The sequence below is a fragment of the uncultured Gimesia sp. genome, from assembly GCF_963976445.1.
GTDB lineage: Bacteria > Planctomycetota > Planctomycetia > Planctomycetales > Planctomycetaceae > Gimesia.
In genome coordinates this window covers 119970-141667 of sequence record NZ_CAXBKP010000019.1, presented here as the reverse complement: position 1 = coordinate 141667, position 21698 = coordinate 119970, and the positions used below count along the sequence as shown (strand labels likewise).

General features: G+C 46.9%; 11 protein-coding genes. All 11 read left to right on the top strand.

Going from position 1 to position 21698, the window contains the following annotated elements:
* Nucleotides 1-753: 753 nt before the first annotated feature.
* The 11 genes from AAC022_RS19375 to AAC022_RS19325 all read left to right on the top strand — a co-directional run bounded on the left by AAC022_RS19375 (nucleotide 754) and on the right by AAC022_RS19325 (nucleotide 21501).
* Nucleotides 754-8118: an RHS repeat-associated core domain-containing protein gene (locus AAC022_RS19375; protein WP_339733658.1), complete on the top strand. Its 7365-nt coding sequence runs from the start codon at nucleotides 754-756 to the stop codon at nucleotides 8116-8118.
* 2 nt (nucleotides 8119-8120) lie between these two features.
* Nucleotides 8121-8609, top strand: coding sequence for a hypothetical protein (locus AAC022_RS19370; RefSeq protein ID WP_339733657.1), 489 nt, complete (start codon nucleotides 8121-8123; stop codon nucleotides 8607-8609).
* Nucleotides 8610-8644: 35 nt separating this feature from the next.
* On the top strand, nucleotides 8645-10840 hold the full coding sequence (locus tag AAC022_RS19365; RefSeq protein ID WP_339733656.1) for an RHS repeat-associated core domain-containing protein: 2196 nt from the start codon (nucleotides 8645-8647) through the stop codon (nucleotides 10838-10840).
* A complete protein-coding gene (locus AAC022_RS19360; RefSeq protein ID WP_339733655.1) occupies nucleotides 10837-11304 on the top strand; it encodes a hypothetical protein in 468 nt (155 codons plus the stop codon). The genes AAC022_RS19365 and AAC022_RS19360 overlap by 4 nt, the downstream gene beginning before the upstream one ends.
* Before the next feature lie 156 nt (nucleotides 11305-11460).
* A complete protein-coding gene (locus AAC022_RS19355) occupies nucleotides 11461-14373 on the top strand; it encodes an RHS repeat-associated core domain-containing protein (protein ID WP_339733659.1) in 2913 nt (970 codons plus the stop codon).
* A 13-nt stretch (nucleotides 14374-14386) separates the two neighbouring features.
* Nucleotides 14387-14857 (top strand): SUKH-3 domain-containing protein, encoded by a 471-nt coding sequence (locus AAC022_RS19350; protein WP_339733654.1) that lies wholly within the window; start codon nucleotides 14387-14389, stop codon nucleotides 14855-14857.
* A gap of 140 nt (nucleotides 14858-14997) precedes the next feature.
* The gene (locus AAC022_RS19345; RefSeq protein ID WP_339733653.1) at nucleotides 14998-15474 is read left to right on the top strand and encodes an RHS repeat domain-containing protein; all 477 of its coding nucleotides are present in this window, start codon (nucleotides 14998-15000) and stop codon (nucleotides 15472-15474) included.
* Between the two features lie 296 nt (nucleotides 15475-15770).
* Nucleotides 15771-17678: an AAA family ATPase gene (locus AAC022_RS19340; protein ID WP_339733652.1), complete on the top strand. Its 1908-nt coding sequence runs from the start codon at nucleotides 15771-15773 to the stop codon at nucleotides 17676-17678.
* 94 nt (nucleotides 17679-17772) lie between these two features.
* Nucleotides 17773-20124: a glycosyltransferase gene (locus tag AAC022_RS19335; protein ID WP_339733651.1), complete on the top strand. Its 2352-nt coding sequence runs from the start codon at nucleotides 17773-17775 to the stop codon at nucleotides 20122-20124.
* Nucleotides 20099-20698, top strand: a complete 600-nt coding sequence (locus tag AAC022_RS19330; RefSeq protein ID WP_339733650.1) for a heparin lyase I family protein — start codon at nucleotides 20099-20101, stop codon at nucleotides 20696-20698. Before AAC022_RS19335 ends, AAC022_RS19330 begins: the two co-directional genes overlap by 26 nt.
* Nucleotides 20689-21501 carry a radical SAM protein gene (locus AAC022_RS19325; RefSeq protein ID WP_339733649.1) on the top strand — a complete coding sequence of 271 codons (813 nt, stop codon included), beginning with the start codon at nucleotides 20689-20691 and terminating at the stop codon, nucleotides 21499-21501. Before AAC022_RS19330 ends, AAC022_RS19325 begins: the two co-directional genes overlap by 10 nt.
* The last annotated feature ends 197 nt before the right edge of the window (nucleotides 21502-21698 follow it).

The following is a 21698-nucleotide window of genomic DNA, read 5'->3' as shown; positions in this document are numbered from 1 at the left end:
AAGCTCAAGCTCAAGCTCAAGCTCAAGCTCAAGCTCAAGCTCAAGCTCAAGCTCAAGCTCATCACTCAGTTCATCCACGAGTTCACCTGGTGGCTGCCCTGTTGTCACCGGAGTAAGTGCCGTTTCGGGTGGTTCAAACTATGCGAACTATCCGAATGCAAAACACACCTATTTTCGAGCGAATGCCAAAAACCAATCAGGAATCAAACTCGTTGCCACAACAAATCCTGCACAACAGTGTGGCAATCTAATTTGGGAGATAGACGGAGTTGCTGCAGGTACTGGTTGCAGTAAAACAATTACTACAAGTTCTGATTCGGGCAAAGGATCGGTAGTAAAATACTCAGTCAAATGTCTTATGACGGGTAGTAGTAGTAGTAGTATTGGCGAGACTTTATGGTCGGGATCGATTGTTTTCAGATATATCAACAGCCCGACAGGTGGTGGAGGTGGTTTCGGTGGCCAGCCTGGTGGACAGCCGTTTGTAATCGGTGGATGGGTCGGTGACAACAACCTGGGAGGAGGCGGATTTGGAGGAGGTGGATTCGGAGGAGGCATATCACGACCACCTCATGCCCCATGTGAATTTGTCCCTCCCGTCTTCCCACCCGAAAATCCTCCGATCGTCCCATAGTTAGTTATGAATTATGAATTATGAATAGATTGAAATAAAGATTGCTGAGACCTTAGTAGAGACGTTAAACGCGAAACAAATTGAAAATCCAAAATGGATATAATGCAAGGATAAAGCTAATGAGTGGCATAGTGTTGATCCCTCAAACAAATGGTTCTTTGGCTGGTTCATTCTCACCACCAACTAATGGACAAAACAATTTTGAGCCAAAATTCTCTTATCTCTCATCATTACAAATCGAAGGAGTTGGTGGCTTTTGTTTTATCCCCAATTTCGACGCGCAATTCATCCCTCTTGATGTAGAAAGTAGCTCATCAAGCAGTTCTTCCAGTTCGGGGGAAATTAACACAGACAATGTGATAATCGTGTTAGGCGATGGTGGGGCTTATGAATTTAATGACAAAGATGCCAATGGGAACTATACATCATCCTACGGCATCAGCATGACTCTCAAAGAGTCACCCACTGGTGGCTGGACTCTTGAAAATCTTGTGTCAAAAACCAAATGGACCTTTAATCAAGAAATGTACTTGATTGAAATCAATCAGGCAGGTGCCATCTGGCAAATCATCCGTAAGCAGGTAGGCGAAGCTTCTGTCCCCGATTCTTTGGTGGGTCCGGAAGACCAATCTTACACATTTCAATATAGCAATGAAGACACCCTACCAAATATCACAAGCATCTTTGACACAAGTAATCGTGAGAGTAAACTTTCCTACGATGAAGATGGTAGCAAACTCAAAACATTCGAACCTGCTGGGGGAGGTATTTATTCTCTTTCGTATGATGCCAATTCGAATATTACTTCTGTCCAAGCTCCCGGCGGTAATATCACCACATTTGCCTATGACTCAGAGAATCGGATCAATTCATATGTTTTACCAGGCGGATCTGTATTCGATGTTTCTTACCCCAATGACACAACTCAAGTTGTATTAGATCCTGAACAACGTAGAACAACGGTCATTTCAGATGATCTTGGCCGCACTCTCAGCATTGAAAAGAATGGGCAACTCTGGTCATACCCCTATCAGGATAACTACCCAACTGGCAGGCTTTCTCCCACCGGAATCCGTACAACGTTCACACATCGCACAGGAAGCCAAAATCAAACGTATTTATCAGGCTTGGAAACAGGCGTGCAAAATGTAGCCAGTTATAATTACGACTCGAATAACCGGGTAAGTGGATGGGAAAATTGGAATGGCGCACGTACAACACTTGCCTATGACTCCCTCGGCAATGTCAATCTGATTGAAAATCCCAGTGGTACAAGGTCCACTTTTACTTATGACTCAAATGGCCTTCTCACAAGCACCATCAATCCACTCGGATTAAGACAAACAAATGTGTATGACAATGCCGGAAATCAGATTTCGAAAATCCCCCCCTCTGGCAACAGAACGACATTTTCCTATAACCAATATAATCAAGTTGCCGCAACGACGACCCCATTGGGACTGGTTTCGCAAAATACGCGAAACAAAAACAACCAGCTCATTGCAGAAATCAATCCTCTGAATCAACGCACAACGTTTGCCTACAATGCCGATGGAAACCGGATACTATCCCAAAACCCCTTAGGGCAAATCACAACCACCGTTTATGATGCCAATCAACGACCGGTTGCCACAGTTACTCCGTTGGGAACGCGTTCAACTACTGTCTACGACGGTATCGGCTTGCCCATTCGAACCATCTCTCCTTCCAGTTTAGTCACCACCACAATTTATAACAATCTTTGGCTGCCTGTCACTCAAGTCAGTCCGATGCAGTATCGAACTACAACTGTTTACGATACCGACGCCAGACCGATCTCAACGATCGACCCCCTGAATCGAATTACCACCAATGTCCTGGATAATGACGGACGTGTCATCGCCACCATCAATCCAGCCGGCTATCGAACATCGTATACCTACGACGCCGACGGCAACCAGACTTCTATAACTAACCCGGACTCCGAGACACAACAATCTGTCTATAACTCCAGCAATCTCTTAACGGCCTCTATCGACGCACTGGGAAATCGCACCTCATATACCTATGACGTACTCGGCCGCCAGATCAGCACTACCAATCCCCTCGGCGCGATTACTACCAATGTCTATAACGACGACAATCTGGCCATTGCCACCATCAACCCTCTAGGCGATCGTACAACAACCGTCTACGACGACGATAATCGTGCCATCGCGACCATCAACCCCTTAGGCGATCGCACAACCACCGTCTATGATGATGCCTCCCGACCGGTTGCCACCATCGATCCCCTGGGCAATCGGACCACAACCACCTACGACGCCGCCGGACGCGCAGTTGCTGTTACAAACCCACTGAATGAAACCATCACCACCGTCTACGATGCCAATGGCAGAGCCACCGCCACTATCGATCCGCTGAATAATATCACCACAAACACCTACGATTCTGACGGACGGCGGATCGCCACAACCAATCCCTTGGGAGAAATAACCACATCCGTCTATAACGATGACGGGCAACAGATCGCTACGATTAACCCGCTGGGACAGCGCAGCACGCAGGTCTATGATGCCGCCGGACAGAAAACTGCAGACGTCAATCCCGAAGGCGAACGGACCACCACCATTTATGACCTGCGCGGACTGGTCAGTGCCACCATCGATCCCCTGGGACAGCGCACCACGTCCACGTACGATGACGCAAGCAGACAGACCAGCACGATCAATGCCAATGGTGACATTACGACCAACGTCTATGATACTGCCGGGCAGCAGATTGCATCCATCGATGCCTTAGGCCAGCGGACCACCAGTGTCTATGATGACGCCGGTCGCCAGATTCGCTCGATCGATCCACTGGGGCAGATTACCACGACGACTTACAATGCCGCCGGCCAGGCCATCACGGTCATCGATCCGCTGAATCAGACGACGACAACAACCTACGACGCCGCCGGACGCGCTGTCGCTTCGACAAATCCATTAAATCAGATTACCACTACCGTCTACGACAACGCCGGCCGCACGATCGCCGATATCAATCCATTGGGGGATCGCGCGACAACAGTCTACGATGCCACCGGTCGGGCGATCGCCAGCACCAATCCGCTCAATGAAACCACTACTACCGTCTACGACGCCGCTGGACAAACCGTCGCCTCCGTGAATCCCGAATCCGAGCGAACCACCAACGTCTATGACAGTGCCGGACGCGAAATTGCCTCGATCAATGCACTGAATGAACGCACGACGATGGTCTATGACGCTGCCGAACGGGAAGTTGCTAATACCGATCCGCTGAATGAAACGACCACGACGACCTACGACGCCGCTGGTAGAGCGGTCGCCAGTATCAATCCACTAAACGAAATCAACACGACAGTCTACGATGCGGCTGGGCAGGCGATTGCCAGCGTGAACCCGTTGCTGGAACGGACAACAAGCGTTTACGATGCCGTTGGCCAGGAAATTGCCGAGATCGATCCACTGGGTTATCGCACCACCACTGTGTATGATGCTGCCGGACAACAGGTCAACACCATCAATGCGAACGATGAAGTGATGACAACGATTTACGACGCGGCCGGTCAGCCTGTGGTGGAAATTAATTCGCTGGGCGATCGCACGACCAGTGTCTACGATGCCGCCGGGCAGGAAATTCGTTCAATTGATCCACTAAACCAGATCACGACTACCGCCTATGATGCCGCAGGCCAGCCGGTTTCCGTCACAAATCCCCTGAACGAAACCACCACCACAACCTACGACGCCGCCAGCCAGGCGATTTCATTGATTAACCCCTTAAATGAAATCGCGACGACCACGTATGACAGCGCCGGACGGACAATCGCCAGCATTGACCCTCTGGGTGAAATCACCACCACTGTCTACGATCAGACAGGCCGCACCATTGCCAGCATCAACCCGCTGTCGGAAATTACCACTACCGTCTATGACGCGGCGGGTCAGGCCATCGCCACCATCAATCCCGAATCCGAGCGGACGACCACCGTATATGATGGTGCGGGCCGGGAAATCGCCTCTATCAACGGCTTAGGCGAACGGAAGACTATGGTCTATGATGCCGCAGGCCGGGAAACCGCAAACGTCAATCCACTGAATGAAATCGCCACCACCAGTTACGACGTGGCTGGTAGAGCCGTCGCCAGCATCAATCCACTGAATGAAACCACGACGACCGTCTACGATGCTGCCGGTCGTGCCACGTCCAGTATTAATCCGCTGGGTGAAATTACGACGACCGTGTATGATTCTATTGGCCAGGAAATTGCGGAAATCGATCCATTGGGATATCGCACCACATCCACTTATGACGCGGCCGGCCAGCAGATCAACACGATTAACGCCGACGGAGAAATCACCACGAATGTCTATGATGCCGCCGGTCAGCAGACTGTCGAGACCAACGCCTTAGACTATCGGACCACCAGCGTCTTCGATGCCGCGGGGAGAGTGGTCAGCACCATCGATGCGCTCAATCAGATCACCACCACGACTTACGACGCCGCCGGCCGGTCCATCGCGATCACCGATCCGTTGAATGAGATTACCACCACCGTCTACGACGCTGCCGGTCGTGCGACCGCATCTTCCAACGCATTGAATGAGACCTTAACGACGACGTACGATAGTGCGGGACGGGCAACCGCCGTTACCAATCCACTGAATGAAACTACGACCACTGTTTACGATCAGGCAGGTCGTGCCATCGCCAGCATCAATCCGTTGGGTGAGATTGCGACGACTGTATATGATGCTGCAGGACGTGAAATCGTTGAAGTGAACGAAAACGGGGATCGGACGACGAGTATCTATGATGTTGCCGGCCAAATGATTGCGTTCCAGGATGCCCGTAACAACCGCACCTCATTCCAGTACGATGCCGCCGGTCGGGAAATTGCCAGAATCAATCCGCTGCTGGATCGTTTAACCATGGTCTTTGACGCGGCGGGACAAAATACCGTCCGCATTGATCAGGAAAGCGCCCGGACAACCTATGTTTATGATGCCGCCGGTCGAGTTACACAGCGTCATTATCCCGACGGCACACGGATCACCTGGACTTACGACGCGGTCAGCAATCCGCTGGTCATTAACAGTAGCGCGGGCGCCTTTACGCGGACTTATGACGCCGTGAATCAGGTGCAGAGTGTAGCCTGGCCGACCGGTAAGATCGTCACCTGGGTCTACGATGCCATCGGTCAGCGTGCCACGCGCGACATCTCTACCGGCACCACCACGTATACTTACGATGGCCGGGGTAACCTGACCACATTAGTGAATGAACAGTCCGAACAGACCACCTTCACTTATGACGCCGCCGGCCGCGCGATTCGCACACAACTGGCAAACGGCACCCGCACCAGTATGGTCTATGACGCCGCCGGTCGGGAAACGCAGATCACGCACTTTACTTCGGGCAACACGGCCTTCTCCTCTTTTGCCGATACGTATAACGCTGCCGGCAATCGAATTCAGCGTATCAACCTGGACGGGGACGTCACGACCTGGACTTACGATTCCACCGCGCAAGTCCTTTCCGAACGGTATACCGATTCGCTGGGAACAACCATTACCACGTTTGCTTATGACGCCGTCGGTAACCGGCTCGTTGAAAACAACGATTCCACGATTACGACCAGTGTCTACGACGCCGCCAATCGGCTGCAGACTTCAGAAGCGACGGCGGGCATCACCACCTACACGTATGACAAAAACGGCAATCAGACGTCGATTGAAGAACCGGCGAGCGACATCACGACTTATACCTGGACCTACGAAAACCAGCTGGCGGAAATCGAAAGTCCCAACGGCGATCTGGTGACTTATACCTACGCGCCCGTCAATCGGAAGAGTGATGAACTCCGCCTCTCCAAAGAAACAGATTTAGAATTCACATCTTACCTGTGGGACGACCAGAATATCATTCTGGAACAGGATGAGGTCGGCACAGTCGACGCCGAATACACGGTCATGCCGCAGGCGTACGGGAATCTGATCAGTCAGACCCGGGATGCGGAAAGCAGCTTCTATCACTTCGACCCGCTGGGCAGTACTCGTGAGTTGACGGATGAAACAGAGACCGTCACCGACAGCTATCTCTACAGCGTCTTCGGCAAAGTCAAAAGCAGCACCGGCACCACCGTGAACCCGTATCAATGGGTCGGCCAGGAAGGTTATTACCATGATGCCGAAAGCGGCCTCTACAGCCTGCGCAACCGCTTCTATGGTGCCGGGGAAGGCCGTTTCAAATCGGAAGATCCGATTGGCTTCGATGCTGGCGACAGTAACCTCTATCGTTATGTCGGTAATAACGCCGCTACGGATACTGATCCGAGTGGACTACAAGGTCATATCAGGAAACCAAACAAGTGGGAGGTTGAACTCGCTTATATCGACAAGTACCTCGAACTCATATGTGAATGCGAAGGGACCAGGATCGTTGGTAGAAAACATAGTAACATAATATCTAGAATTAAAACAAAAAAGCTACCTGGATGGACAATTGCTGAGGCCTGCAATGACAGCTGCAGCAAAAGAAGACGAGGCTGGTCTGGAAAATATACAATCGTGAAAGGGGCAGCCGGTCCGACTAGTGGAATATTGCCCAGAGTCTGGGACGTAGATGGTTACCGCTATGTGTTAACTTCAGATCAGTGTAAGCAGTTAGAAGAAGTTAATTCTTATGGTTTTTGGGAAAGATTTGGATCATTTTTTGTCCCAGTATTCATTCCGAAAAAAGAAAGCGTCATACAATCAATAGAGATTGCAGCCAGAGAGGAACAACTTGCAAAGCAATTTGATCGGTGTGGAGGGGAGATTGATCCCGTAACTTGGTATGGCACAAAAATAGGTCTTGGCAGACAGCAGATGACGCTGGATGCCTGTGATCTTGCGACTACTGCTGAGACAGTAACAGGAGCTGTTGGAAGCACTTTCAAGGTTGCCACTAGTACTGGAAGAAGGTTAGTGTGTCAGACAGTTCAACAGAGCTGTAGAACCCCTTTACAGATGACGACGCGTGGGCTGGGAACTACTGGAGGCCATAAACAAGCTGGAGCTGTTTTACGAGGTGGATCTGGACGTGCATTTACCGGTCATGGCAAATACCTAAAATGCCCTGACACTACCGTCCCCAAAGGAACTTCGATTACACTACCACGAAAAGATATTTATTTACAAGATATAACAGGGTTATATATGGAAGGAGAGCACTGGGAAAAACTTCTCTATGCTGCTAAATATCACGATGACCCAGAAGTTCGACGTTTAATAATGAATAATTTAGAAGGAATGGCTACCTACTTAGAAGGTGCTAAAATCCCTGATTATACTCTTTTCGCACCTGGACATCCAGAAGGATCGCCACTCTGTATCCTTAAAAACTCAACTACTGTGTATAATCCCACTAAACTTAGTAAGTTATTAGAGCCTGGCATGGGAAATTGTGTTTGGGCAGCTTGCACAAAGGAGTTTTAAAAATGTATTCTGAGGATCTTTCCCCTTTAAAGAGGGGGACCGACATTAAATATTGGTACGATTTCGCTGATGACTGTGAATTTGAAAAACTTCTTACTATCGGCTGGCTGGATTGTAATCACTCGTTCCCAGTTGGGACGATAGACAACGCTCTGATTAAGAAATTACGAGACTTGATCTGCTGCATACCAAAGGGGATCAATGTCCATGTTGCTCGAATAAGAGGGCAACACCCCTGTAATTTGTGTAAAGCGTATCCAAAGATCAGGTGCAAAATTGGCGGAATGCGTCACCTAGGTTGCACAGAACTCAGGATTCCTTCACGAGAGCAAAAAATCGTATTCGCATCACCGGATATGATACTTCATTATATAGAAGAACATTCATACTTACCACCAGCTGAATTCTTAGAAGCATTGAGGAATTTTGATACAAGCCAGCCATTTGATGCAGAAGAATTAGGTAAAAAACTAATTGAGCATAGAGAATGAAAATCGGAAAGTAAAAGGAGATCTGAAAGAAAGAGGTGACTGGTCGCGCGATTCGCAAGCAACTGGCAAACGGCACCCGCACCAGTATGGCCTATGACACCGCAGGTCGGGAAACGCAGATCACGCACTTTACGTCGGGGAACACGCCCTTCTCTTCCTTTGCCGATACGTACAACGGAGCCGGGAATCGGACACAGCGCGTGAATCTGGATGGGGACGTGACGACCTGGACTTACGACTTGACCGCACAGGTTCTCTCCGAACGTTCTACCGATTCACTGGGAACGACACTGACAACGTTTGTGTACGATCCGGTTGGCAATCGCTTGGTGGAAAATGCTGACTCCACGATCACCACCAGCGTCTATGACGCCGCAAATCGGCTGCAGGCATCGGAAAAATCGACGGGTATTACAACCTATACCTACGATAAAAACGGCAACCAGACGTCAATTGAAGATCCGGCCAGCGACATCACGACTTACACCTGGACCTACGAAAACCAACTGGCGGAAATTGAAAGTCCCAACGGCGATCTGGTGACTTACACGTATGCTCCTGTTAATAAGAAGAGCGATGAATACCGGTTGACGAAAGAAACGGACCTGGAATTCACCTCTTACCTGTGGGACGACCAGAATATCATTCTGGAACAGGATGAAGTTGGCACGGTAGATGCCGAGTATACAGTGATGCCTAAAGCGTACGGGAATCTGATCAGCCAGACCCGGGATGCAGAGAGCAGCTTCTATCACTTCGATCCACTGGGCAGTACTCGTGAGTTGACGGATGAAACAGAGACCGTCACCGACAGTTATCTCTACAGCGTCTTCGGCAAAGTCAAAAGCAGCACCGGTACCACTGTGAACCCGTACCAATGGGTCGGTAAACAAGGTTATTACCGCGACCCGGAAAGCGGCCTCTACAGCCTCCGCAACCGCTTCTACGATTCCAACCAAGGCCGCTTCAAATCAGAAGATCCCATCGGCTTCGACGCCGGGGATGTGAACTTGTATCGCTATGTCGGTAACAATGCCGCAACATTGACCGATCCAAGTGGGTTAGATGATAGTGCGCATTTCAAGTTTGAAAATCATGGAGGTGTCATACTCTATCAAGTTTATAATGCAGACCACAGGCAACTGAATGGGACTGTGGGAGGATTAGTAACTGACGACCATAATCTAATCTGGGATGTTCCGGATCCTCAGCCACGAGGCGATGGAAGATATTATTGTGCCTCGCGTTCAAGAATCATTCTCGCAGTTCGTAATGACGAAGTTACTGACTGGAGAGATTGGGGGAAATGGTTCAAAAAAAATGGCTTTGAATGTAATGGTACTACAGGACTTCCCATCAATAAACCCTGGTTAACTCCAGGATCCCCAAAACGGAAACCCGCGCGTCCTCCTCAATCGCCACGCGGAGGTTCAGAGGAATTCTATGATCGAATTATAGATGTTCCGAATTTAAGCTCGGGATGTTTTCCCACAAAACTTAATCCAGACAGAACATGTCGCGAAGCATTTGAAATTGATTTCCCAAATGCGACCAAAGAATTTGGCCTTTTTGTTGCTAAAGAACTTGCCATCGAACTGGGAATGGTATGTGTCGGTGGAATTGCCATCAAGTTTTCGTTCGTCTTATGTGGTGGAGCGACTAAGGTTGTAGCTCGAATACTAGGCAGAACTAAAGAGCTGACCATTGATAAGCTGGTAGACTTATATAAAAAATTACGCAGGAGGACAGACGACGTTCAATCCCAGGATTTGGCGGATCAAATTGAAAGAGAACTTAGAAATATCAATCAATTTGATGAAAATATTAGTCTGGATCCTTCTGGGAAAAGTAACTGTGTGCCCCCGAAGCCCAAGAAGAACATTAGCTTTGTTAAAGGCGAGGGGAAAGATGCAGTTAAGAATATCGGGCGAGTTGACCACGCAGGAAGACATTTATCTGATTTTGGGGTGATTGCTGGTAGACAAGGGACGAAAGCTTTTCGTGAAGCAGTACGTAAAGCTATAATTGATATTCTAGAAAATCCTATCAAGACATTCGACCATGTAATGAAACAAGGTAATCACGCAGTAAAAGGCTTCTATGGAAAAATCGATGGCAAGGACGTTGTTGTGTTTGTAGCCAAAGAACCACGCGGTAAAATCAATGCTGGGGATCTTGTGACTACAGTTACACCTACACCGCAACAAATGATCAATTGGGGGCTCAGATGAAAACTACCGATGAACTAGGAATATTTTGGGCCGCTGAGGATGGCCATATTGAGGTTTCCGGTATCAATTTTTATGGCTATTGGGGTCAAGCAAAACTCCCAGATGAGATTTCTTCTCTCGGTGATCTATTAAAGAATATTGATGCGGAATTTCAGATTCAAAAAATTGAGGCTGATGAGGGGAATTTCCTCATGTTACCTGTTTGGATAAAAACTTGGCCATCGGATATTATATGGCGTCAGACAGTGGAAGAGATTTTGAACACAATGGTCTTAATGGGAGCAACCGTTAGTTGGAGCGGTGATGAGTATTGCTCTTGTTCGTTGACAGAACTTGATCCAGCCACGTCTGGTGGCTGCGTCTACGCAGCGTCATCGAGATCTACAGGACTATTATTGCATTCTGATTTATCTGAAGAAATTTCATATTTGTCCGACGATGAACTACAGCGATTGCTCCTGTAGGGTCAATTTATTCAGCTGCGCGATAAGCTCTTTGACAAATTAGTTTTCTACTCCGTTGGCATTATAAATTTTCGGCCGATTGTCATCGTACGCAGGTACGACAGAAGGGTTTTCAAGACAAATTTCACTAAAGTACGCGTATCACGATCATAGAAAATACAGAACTATCTGATCAAAACCACGACGACAACCTACGATACCGCAGGGCGTCCCATTGCCAGTATCAATCCGCTGTCTGAGACGACGACCGTGTATGACGCCGCCGGTCGCGAAACCGCCATGATCAATCCGCTTTCGGATCGTAAAACCATGGTCTTTGACGCGGCGGGACAAAATACCGTCCGCATTGATCAGGAAAGCGCCCGGACAACCTATGTTTATGATGCCGCCGGTCGAGTTACACAGCGTCATTATCCCGACGGCACACGGATCACCTGGACTTACGACGCGGTCAGCAATCCGCTGGTCATTAACAGTAGCGCGGGCGCCTTTACGCGGACTTATGACGCCGTGAATCAGGTGCAGAGTGTAGCCTGGCCGACCGGTAAGATCGTCACCTGGGTCTACGATGCCATCGGTCAGCGTGCCACGCGCGACATCTCTACCGGCACCACCACGTATACTTACGATGGCCGGGGTAACCTGACCTCATTAGTGAATGAGCAGTCCGAGCAGACCACCTTCACTTATGACGCCGCCGGTCGCGCGATTCGCACACAGCTGGCGAACGGTACCCTTACCAGCATGGCCTATGACGCCGCCGGTCGGGAAACGCAGATCACGCACTTTACTTCCGACAACACGGCCTTCTCTTCCTTTGCCGATACGTATAATGCCGCCGGTAATCGAATTCAGCGCGTCAATCTGGACGGGGACGTCACGACCTGGACTTACGATTCCACCGCGCAGGTCCTCTCCGAACGGTATACCGATTCACTGGGAACGACCATCACCACGTTTGCCTATGACGCCGTCGGTAATCAGCTCGTTGAAAACAACGATTCCGCGATCACCACCAGCGTCTACGACGCCGCCAATCGGTTGCAGACTTCAGCAGCGACGGCGGGTATCACCACCTACACGTATGACAAAAACGGCAATCAGACGTCGATTGAAGATCCGGCGAGCGACATCACGACTTACACCTGGACCTACGAGAATCAACTGGCGGAAATCGAAAGTCCCAACGGTGATCTGGTGACCTACACCTATGCCCCCGTCAACAGGAAGAGTGACGAACTCCGCCTCTCCAAAGAAACGGACCTGGAATTCACATCCTACCTGTGGGACGACCAGAACATCATCCTGGAACAGGACGAGGTCGGCACCGTGGACGCCGAATACACGGTAATGCCACAGGCGTACGGTAATCTGATCAGTCAGACCCGGGATGCGGACAGCAGCTTCTATCACTTCGATCCCCTGGGCAGCACCCGTGAATTAACGGATGCCTCAGAAACCATCACTGACAGCTACCTCTACAGCGTCTTCGGCAAAGTCAAAAGCAGCACCGGCACGACTGTGAACCCCTACCAGTGGGTCGGCAAAGAGGGATATTACCATGATCCCGAAAGCGGCCTCTACAGCCTTCGCAACCGCTTCTACAGTGCCAATGAAGGCCGGTTCAAATCAGAAGACCCGATTGGCTTTGATGCCGGGGATGTGAACCTCTATCGCTATGTCGGCAACAATGCCGCAACAGTCACTGATCTGAGTGGACTGCAGGGGCATATCCTAAAACCAGGTAACATGAACTATTATACCGATAGGTACCTCAAAATTATATGCGAATGCGAGGCAACCAGGATCACTGGTAGAAAACATACTAAAGTAAGATCTAGAATTGAAACATCTAAACCATCTGGATGGACTATCGCTGAGATCTGTAATAAAAGTTGCAGTGAAAGAAACCGAGGCTGGTCCGGAAAATATACAATTGTTGAAGGTTCTGTCGGTCCATTTTCTGGAAAACAGCGCGAAAAAGACCCAACTATCGCTGGAGGCTTTGTAAGTGGACTATGTAGTGGGGCAAATACGATAATAACTAATGCTCCTGAAGCTTTTGAAGAAGCGTGTGTTGAAACATATCTGATTTGCCGTGATTTTGATGGCATGATGAGGGAGATATCCACTTTTGAGCCTTCTATCAATGATAGATATGAATGCAGAAGTAGTTCCGCGAAAGCTCTTGAGTCTGGCCAACTCGGGTTAGGTGAGTATTATGCAAGTACTCTCTCATTCGGAGTATATACACAGGGTAAGAGTTTGTACCTTTGTTCGCAAGGTGAAATCACTGTAGATCAATGTACAGAGACTGTGGGCACCATTGCACTTTTTCAAGCTGCCCCTGGAGTTCCGAAACTCGCTCGAAATTGTTTAAGGCGACCATCTGTCTCTTCAACATTGCTAAAATTGCCAAAAGTACAACCTAAAACTTCACAAGCCCCACCACAATCATGTCGCATTGTAGTAGAATTATTAGATAGCAATGGAAACTTAATTGGCTATGTAGATCAGGTAACAGGTCAGGTAATACGACCACTTCCTGCTCCTAAATCCAATCTTCCTGCTGTAGCGAGCACTTCTTCCGATCTACCACTTATTCCAAGAGCAAATTGTCCAAGATTACCACTTAGACCAAGGGTTGAAATAGAGAATCTTGCCAATAAGTGTCGATTAGAAAGTCCAAGGCCAAGAACTGTAGCAAAGCTGACTTTGAAAGGAGGCAAGGAATTTGACGGTAGATCAGGGTTTCAAGGAAGAGGGGAAGAACTTCACCCTGTAATTGAAAGTGCGTATAATGATTTTGTGCCAAGCACAAGTCAATCAATTTATCATAAACATTGTGCGGAAGCTAATGCAATGTCAAAAGCATTGTATTCCATTGAGAAGATAACAGGTGTCGAAATTACTTCCTATTCTCAGGCAAATGCCATTCTTAAAGGAGCAACCGTTGAGACTGCTAGTGTAAGAAGTGTTAACCATCCTAAACATGGCCTCACCAATGATCCATGTTCCTCATGCAGATGGCCACTTGACGTCTTTGACATTAAATACAAGTTTGAATAAGAAACTAAAAAATATGAATATCAATTCTATTAGTGAATATGTAAGCGAAGTTCTGAAAAGCGCTGGATGGAGTTTTGACCGGAAAGTTTCGACTGATATATATCAAAATTATTTTAAAGAAGAAGGTATGTCTTGTTTTCCGGAAGCGATTGAAATTCTTGAAAATTTTGGTGGTCTTAAGGTAAATCCACCTTTAAATCCTGATCGGGTTTATGGGACAGGAGAGCTTGAATTCGATCCAATTATGGCGGATTGGGCAACAGAGGTCAAAGGCTGGGAAAAGAAATTTGAAGAACCAATTTGTTGTCTTGGAAGTATTTGGGGAGATAATGCTCTTTTAGTTCTTTCAGAGAAAGGAGGTTTTTATAGTCTTTCTGATGCGGGGGTGCATTACATTGCGGATAATTTTGCAGACGCATTAGAGGTACTCATTGCTGCAACATCAAAACCATCACAAGTTTATAAACTTGAAGACTTTTTCTAAGTACAAGATTCTTGTCCTAGAATGCCGCGGGCAACCGGACCCAGCGCGTCAATCTGGATGGGGACGTCACGACCTGGACTTACGATTCCACAGCGCAGGTCCTTTCCGAACGGTATACCGATTCACTGGGCACGACGATCATGACGTTCGCCTATGACGCCGTTGGAAACCGGCTCGTTGAAAATAACGATTCCACGATCACCACCAGCGTCTACGACGCCGCCAATCGGCTGGAAACCTCTGAAGAGACGGCGGGCATCACCACCTACACGTATGACAAAAACGGCAATCAGACGTCGATTGAAGATCCGGCGAGTGACATTACGACTTACACCTGGACCTATGAAAATCAGTTGGCGGAAATCGAAAGTCCTAACAGCGACGTCGTGACTTATACGTATGCTCCTGTTAATAAGAAGAACGATGAATACCGGTTGACAAAAGAAACAGATTTAGAATTCACATCCTACCTGTGGGACGACCAGAACATCATCCTGGAACAGGACGATGTCGGCACCGTGGACGCCGAATACACGGTAATGCCGCAAGCCTACGGCAATCTGATCAGTCAGACGCGGGATAACCTACTTATCTCACTCCATACATCGACTCAGTAAGCAATCCAAGATTTACACAAACCTCATTTCAAACTTCATACTAAACATAAATGGAGTACATGGAGGTAAAAGCGTGTAGTTTTTTCTTGATGCAATCTGTCCCCTTGTATATACTTCAACCATTCTCGCGTATTGAATATTTTCGTAAAGTAATTCTTGGTATGATTTTATGCATTTTACAAAGACAAGTATTTCATCCCAGCCTGTCTGAACATACCCACTTGCACTAGCGTATATTCAAGTTAGCTTGTTTGTGGTATTCAATATTGTTTATTTACTGAAGGTTACCCCTCAACATGGAACGTTCATTTGTTCAAGATTTTAATGTTGATCAAACCAATGAGATCTTGCAACACCTTGCTGCATTACTGCCAGTCATTGACTTAACCAGTTGGGCTAACAGCAATCCCAGTCCATTAGAGCATGGAATCGTTGATGACGACCGGATCCGATTTGCGGATGATAAAATTCTGCGTACGCTTTATATGCCTGGAAAGCATGTCCTGATTACAGGAAGTAAAGGGGTCGGCAAGTCCACATTAATTCGCTCCCTTGCCCTGAAAATTTCACAGGGTGAGAGTCCCTTCTTGCGCAACGAACGATTTCTCTGGCTGGATTGTAATAATGTAGGACCTGAAGATAGCCGCGCGTGTCTGGAATCCATTTTTGCCAGTATTTCCAAGATGCAGGGAATTGTACTCTGCCTGGATGGAATTGGATCGCTTTTAAGACGCAGCCAGGGTGGTTCTAATAAACCTCTCCTTCGGTCCATGATCAGTCGACCGAATCTGCGCGTGATTGGCGTGATGTCTACCTGGGAGTTCAACGACCTCATCAGCAGTGATGCCCAGATGCTCGATTATTTTACCCGTGTTGAACTGGATGAACCGTCTGAGGAAATTGCGAACACAATTGCCGAACGACAAGCTGAAATCCTTCAAAATATATATCAAATCTCGATCGATGAAAATGTGGCGGAACGTGCCGTCGCACTCACATCAACTTTTATACTCAATGAATGCCATCCTGCGAAATCGGTTAATTTACTTCAACAGATTTGTGCCAACATCGATTTCGATCGTACACAACACAATAAAAATCGAGATGAAATCAACTTTTCTGATATCGTTGCTGCAATATCAGAAAAAACAGGGATTCCAGCAGAAACGATTTCGGGTGAATCTCAGACGACTGGATTTGAAGCCCCTTTATTGGATGCAGTAGTGGGACAGAACGAGTCGGTGCAACTAGTTGCTAATGAGTTGAGCCTCATTAAAGCCGGTTTGAATGAGCCGGGAAAACCAGCTTCTGTCATGTTATTTGCTGGTATGACAGGCGTCGGAAAGACTGAGCTAGCCAAACGGATCGCTGAACTCTACTCGACGTCCCGTCATGTCCAGGTTTATGCAATGGGAAATTATACGGAGCCACACAGTGTTTCCGGAATTATGGGGGTCCCCCCCGGCTATGTCGGTCATGAAGACGGCGGCCGCTTGATCAATGAATTAAACTCTGATCCTTATACCGTGTTTTTGCTGGATGAAGCAGAAAAATGCCATCCCAATATCTGGAAACCTTTTCTGAATCTGTTTGATGAAGGATGGATTGTTGACCAACGCGGACAAAAGGCATATGCGGATCGGGCAATTTTCATTTTGACCACTAATGCTGGCGACAAACAAATATCCCAAATGTCAAAAAGTGGAACGCCTGCTGAAGAGATTGCAGAACGCGTGAAACAGATATTAGCAAAGGTACGGCATGAGCGATCGAGCCAACCTGTTTTTCCTGCACAATTCCTTTCTCGTATCAAGAGGATTATGGTTTTCAATTCCCTGGATGAGGAATCCATGATCGGCATTGCTGAACGCCGACTCAATCACATGAGTAAACAGTGGAGTATCAAACGCCAGAAAACAATTGAATGTCACCCTGAGGTTGCCCGTTTGATTGGAAAAAAAGGACATGAGTTAAATGAAACTTCGAATGGTCGCGAAGGTGGTCGCATTATAAGTCGGCTTGTTTCTGACACCGTGGAATCTAAGATCCAGGAGAAAGCGCAAACAGATCCAGATGATTACCAGAAAGCGTCGGTAATCAAAGTCAACTCACATGAGAATATGTCAGCTGATATGACTGTTTCACTTACGATTGAGTTTATACCTTCTGAAAAATCAAAGGGAGTCGAGATAAACCATGTATGATCGATAGTAGCAAACCACATTGTGCCTTTCTTATGTTCAATCCATGAGCTAACTAACCTCTTAATATTAAATAAATTGTAGAAAGTGCTCTAGAATGGGTAATTCCAGAGTTCGTAACATTCAGCAGTGGGCTGTAGGTATCACAACAGCCCCGCGAAAGAAAAGTACATTACATCAAACCCTGGTCAGTCTCAAAACTGCGGGCTGGGATTCTCCTCGGCTATTCGCAGAACCAGGTGTGGAAATCCCTTCTGAATTTAACCGACTACCTGTGTCAAGAAGAGATGAAACTCTAGGTGCATTTCCCAATTGGTATTTGGCTTTAACCGAATTGGTTTTACGTAATCCACGAGCAGAAGCGTTTCTGCTATGTCAGGACGATGTTTTGTTCTCCGCTGACATACGAGACTATTTGGAGCGCACTTTATGGCCTGCAAACCAAATTGGAGTCGTTTCAATATATTGTCCCAGCCATTATTCACAAGCAGCAAAGCCCGGTTTTATTCGAGAAGATCGAGGATGGAAAAGTTGGGGGGCGCTCGCTTATATTTTTTCGAACCCCTCTGCTCGAGCGATATTAAGTGATTCGATGGTACTCAATCATCGTGATTTTGGCCCTGCAGAAGGCTTGCACCACATCGATTCCGTTGTTGGATATTGGTGTGAACGCAATCATCTTCCTTATTATGTTCATTCTCCCAGCCTGGCTCAGCATATTGGCGAGTCTTCGACTATTTATCCTAGGGCAACAACCAGTGGTAATCGACAAGCCAAAGATTTTCAAAACCCAATAGAACTACGTCCTAGACTGCAGATAAAGGAAAGGTCCACTGAAAATTTAGATCCTCAATACAGCGTAGGAAATAATTTACAATCAGAACAAGCCGTTTTAACAAAGTCAGTTAATTTGACTAATAATCGCCATCAAGTTAGTACATCTGAATATGACATCGATATCTTCATTCCCTACCATCGTAATCTTCATTTAGTCCCCCAAACAATTGATTCCATACTCTGGCAACATAAAATCAATCCGTTTATTCATTTGGTCAATGACTGCTCACGTGAAGACGATAGACCGTTATTCCATCGGTACGGTCACCTTGAGAACATTCAATGGCACAAAACAAAACAGAACTGTGGTCCGTATGCTATTGCAAATAGTCTCTTCTACCACGTGAAATCCAGCGTAATTGGAATTGCTGACTCTGACGACATCTATCTCCCAAACCACTTCAGAACTGCTCTAGACGAGTTAGATCGGCACGGAGCAGATGTTTGGGGTTCCACAATGACACAGTTCCTGAACCCATTGGAAAACCACAATGAGAGAAATAAGGGATTAGTGAACCGATATCCTATCGCCGATTCGGGAATGCACCCTGACTGCCTTCCCTTTCCACGTCTGGTGAACGGGACAATGGTTATACGTAAGAAAACATTCGAAGCTGCCAACGGTTTTGACGGCAGGTATCACTGTGCCGTTGATACTGAGTTTTCACAGCGTATACAGTTTCCAAGCGAGGTGGGAGCAGCCGTTTACTTCTCTAAGCATAAAACTGCACTTAGACGCATTTGCAGCAACAGTCTGTCGAACTCAGATAATCGCTACGGACTGAAATCCCCAGAAAGAGATGCTATAAAAGAAGAGAGCCTTCGTCGTTATGCTTTTTGGAAGACTCAAGAAAAGATCAATCCGCGCAATTATGGCACACTTGATAGTCAGGAAGATGTGTTAGACCCTGATTACAAGATAAGCAGTACGCGAGACTCAAAGGTTTATGCCTGCCTGACCAGCATTCCTCGGCGTGTATATGCGTTGGAAAAGACGGTTGCATCACTGATTAACCAGGTCGATGGTTTAAAGATCCATCTAAATGATTATCATTTTATTCCTGAGTTCCTCAAACACCCAAAGCTCGAACTCGTTTTCGGTGACAACAGCCTGATGAGTTGCACTAAATTTCTCTGGGCTGACAGACTAAGTGGTTATATTCTGACCTGTGACGATGATCTGATTTATCCCCCCGATTATATTGACCGAATGACCGCCGCAATCGACAAATATAAGTGCATCGTCTGTGCACACGGTAGTAAACTCAAACCCGGTATGATCAGTAGCTATTACAAAGATCGCACAGTTTTTGATGCACGTCTGGAAATTCCCCAAGACATGTTTGTCGATATCCCTGGAACCGGCACTATGGGCTGGCATACGGACGATATCAAGTTAAGGATGAATGACTTCGATTTACCAGGTATGGAAGACATTGCCGCATATCGGGCAATCTATCAGCACTCTTACTCAGTGGTTGTGGTGGCTCACCCTGAGAGTTGGCTCCGATCATCCACCCATAAGAATGATGGTGGCCTTTACAGTGATTCGATCCGAGATGATTCGAAAGAGACAGAGGTGATCAATGCCAATAAAAACCATCGCGTCTGATCAATGGGAACAGATGACGTGTGTTGGGTGCATGGAATATGATGGAAAATTCATTATTGCAAAACCACATACAAAAAAAAGATCTGAAGCGAAATTGCAACAGTACAAACATGGGCATACTGCTAATTACAACTACTCATTCAAACTATCAGGTCAATTTAATGAGTATCCTTGCATTGTATTACAGTTTCACGATTGGTGGGGGAGTCGATCAAAAAAAATATATGCAGCGACATCGCCACCGATTAGTTTTTCAATTCGTAGCGATCAAATATGGCTAAGCGTAAACGAGCTTATTTCAACACCACATTGGAATGAGGAACGAGGATGCCTTTTAGTTGATCATAGTCACCAAAATGACCAAGTGCTATACCCAATAGTGCTTGATGAATGGATTGACCTCTCGATTAGTGTGAAGTGGTCAATGGAAAACGATGGCTTTGTCACCTGCAATAATTTTAGGATAGATGGAATAAAAACGGCTTTTAATACGAATCCTTGTGACATCCAGATGGGGCTATACGGCCAATCCAAGTTTAGTAAAAATATTATCAGGGAGCTGTCATGTTGGTGATTCCCAATCTTGAAATTCACGCGACTTATGCCTGCAATCTGCACTGCAAAAGCTGCTCACATTTTAGTGATATGAAAATTGGTAAAAATGTCTCCCTTGCAGACATCACCGCCCAGATGATGCAATGGAGTGGCCGCCTTGCACCAAAGTATTTCTCAATTTTGGGAGGCGAACCAACCTTGAACAAAGAACTGTGTGGGATTGTCAGGGAATGCCACAAACAGTGGCCACTCTCGCAAATCCGGTTAATTACAAACGGTTTCTACCTGCACAAGCACCCAGACCTGCCAAAGATTCTGCAACAAACTCAATGTCAGCTGGCAGTCTCTGTGCACCACGATGGAGTTGAATATAAGGAGAAGTTGAAATCAGTACGTGAATTACTTGATCAATGGCAACGACAATATGACTTTAATCTAACTTGGAGATCGTCTTCGAAAACATGGAGAACCACTTTTGAAGGTTTTGGAGCTGATATGATCCCATATGAAGACAACAACCCTGAAAGTAGTTATAACGTTTGTGTAGCTAAAAAGTGCCCACAGATTCATGAAGGTAAAATCTGGAAGTGTCCGCAGCTGGCGTATATCCACCAAGTAGATCAGAAGTACGGGATCAGTAAAGCCTGGGATAAATACTTAGCCTATCGACCATTGTATCCAACTTGTTCAGACGAGGAGATAAATCAGTTTTTTACTACTCATGCAGAGCCTGCCTGTGCAATGTGCCCGGCATATCATCGTCACTTTGAGATTCCAAACCCACTAATCTCAATTCAAAGCCATGCCCCACACCCTGCATAACCATGTTATCGCTTTCTGTGCAACTCAATTTTTTAGATAATTTTAAATACTTTTGGAGAGATATCTATGTGTACTTTTCATCCCTGCCACGATTTCTGGGGAGGGGATTTGATCTGTCAATAATAAGTCATATACAGTGTGAGATGCGAGAAGCCTTTCTGATGAAATTTGAATTACATGTTTTATATGACTCTCGT

What these genes read in the sequence shown, in the direction of transcription:
- AAC022_RS19375 (WP_339733658.1), top strand. Translation starts at nt 754, where the DNA reads ATGAGTGGCATAGTGTTGATCCCTCAAACAAATGGTTCTTTGGCTGGT.
- AAC022_RS19370 (WP_339733657.1), top strand. Translation starts at nt 8,121, where the DNA reads ATGTATTCTGAGGATCTTTCCCCTTTAAAGAGGGGGACCGACATTAAA.
- AAC022_RS19360 (WP_339733655.1), top strand. Translation starts at nt 10,837, where the DNA reads ATGAAAACTACCGATGAACTAGGAATATTTTGGGCCGCTGAGGATGGC.
- AAC022_RS19350 (WP_339733654.1), top strand. Translation starts at nt 14,387, where the DNA reads ATGAATATCAATTCTATTAGTGAATATGTAAGCGAAGTTCTGAAAAGC.
- AAC022_RS19345 (WP_339733653.1), top strand. Translation starts at nt 14,998, where the DNA reads ATGACGTTCGCCTATGACGCCGTTGGAAACCGGCTCGTTGAAAATAAC.
- AAC022_RS19340 (WP_339733652.1), top strand. Translation starts at nt 15,771, where the DNA reads ATGGAACGTTCATTTGTTCAAGATTTTAATGTTGATCAAACCAATGAG.
- AAC022_RS19335 (WP_339733651.1), top strand. Translation starts at nt 17,773, where the DNA reads ATGGGTAATTCCAGAGTTCGTAACATTCAGCAGTGGGCTGTAGGTATC.
- AAC022_RS19330 (WP_339733650.1), top strand. Translation starts at nt 20,099, where the DNA reads ATGCCAATAAAAACCATCGCGTCTGATCAATGGGAACAGATGACGTGT.
- AAC022_RS19325 (WP_339733649.1), top strand. Translation starts at nt 20,689, where the DNA reads ATGTTGGTGATTCCCAATCTTGAAATTCACGCGACTTATGCCTGCAAT.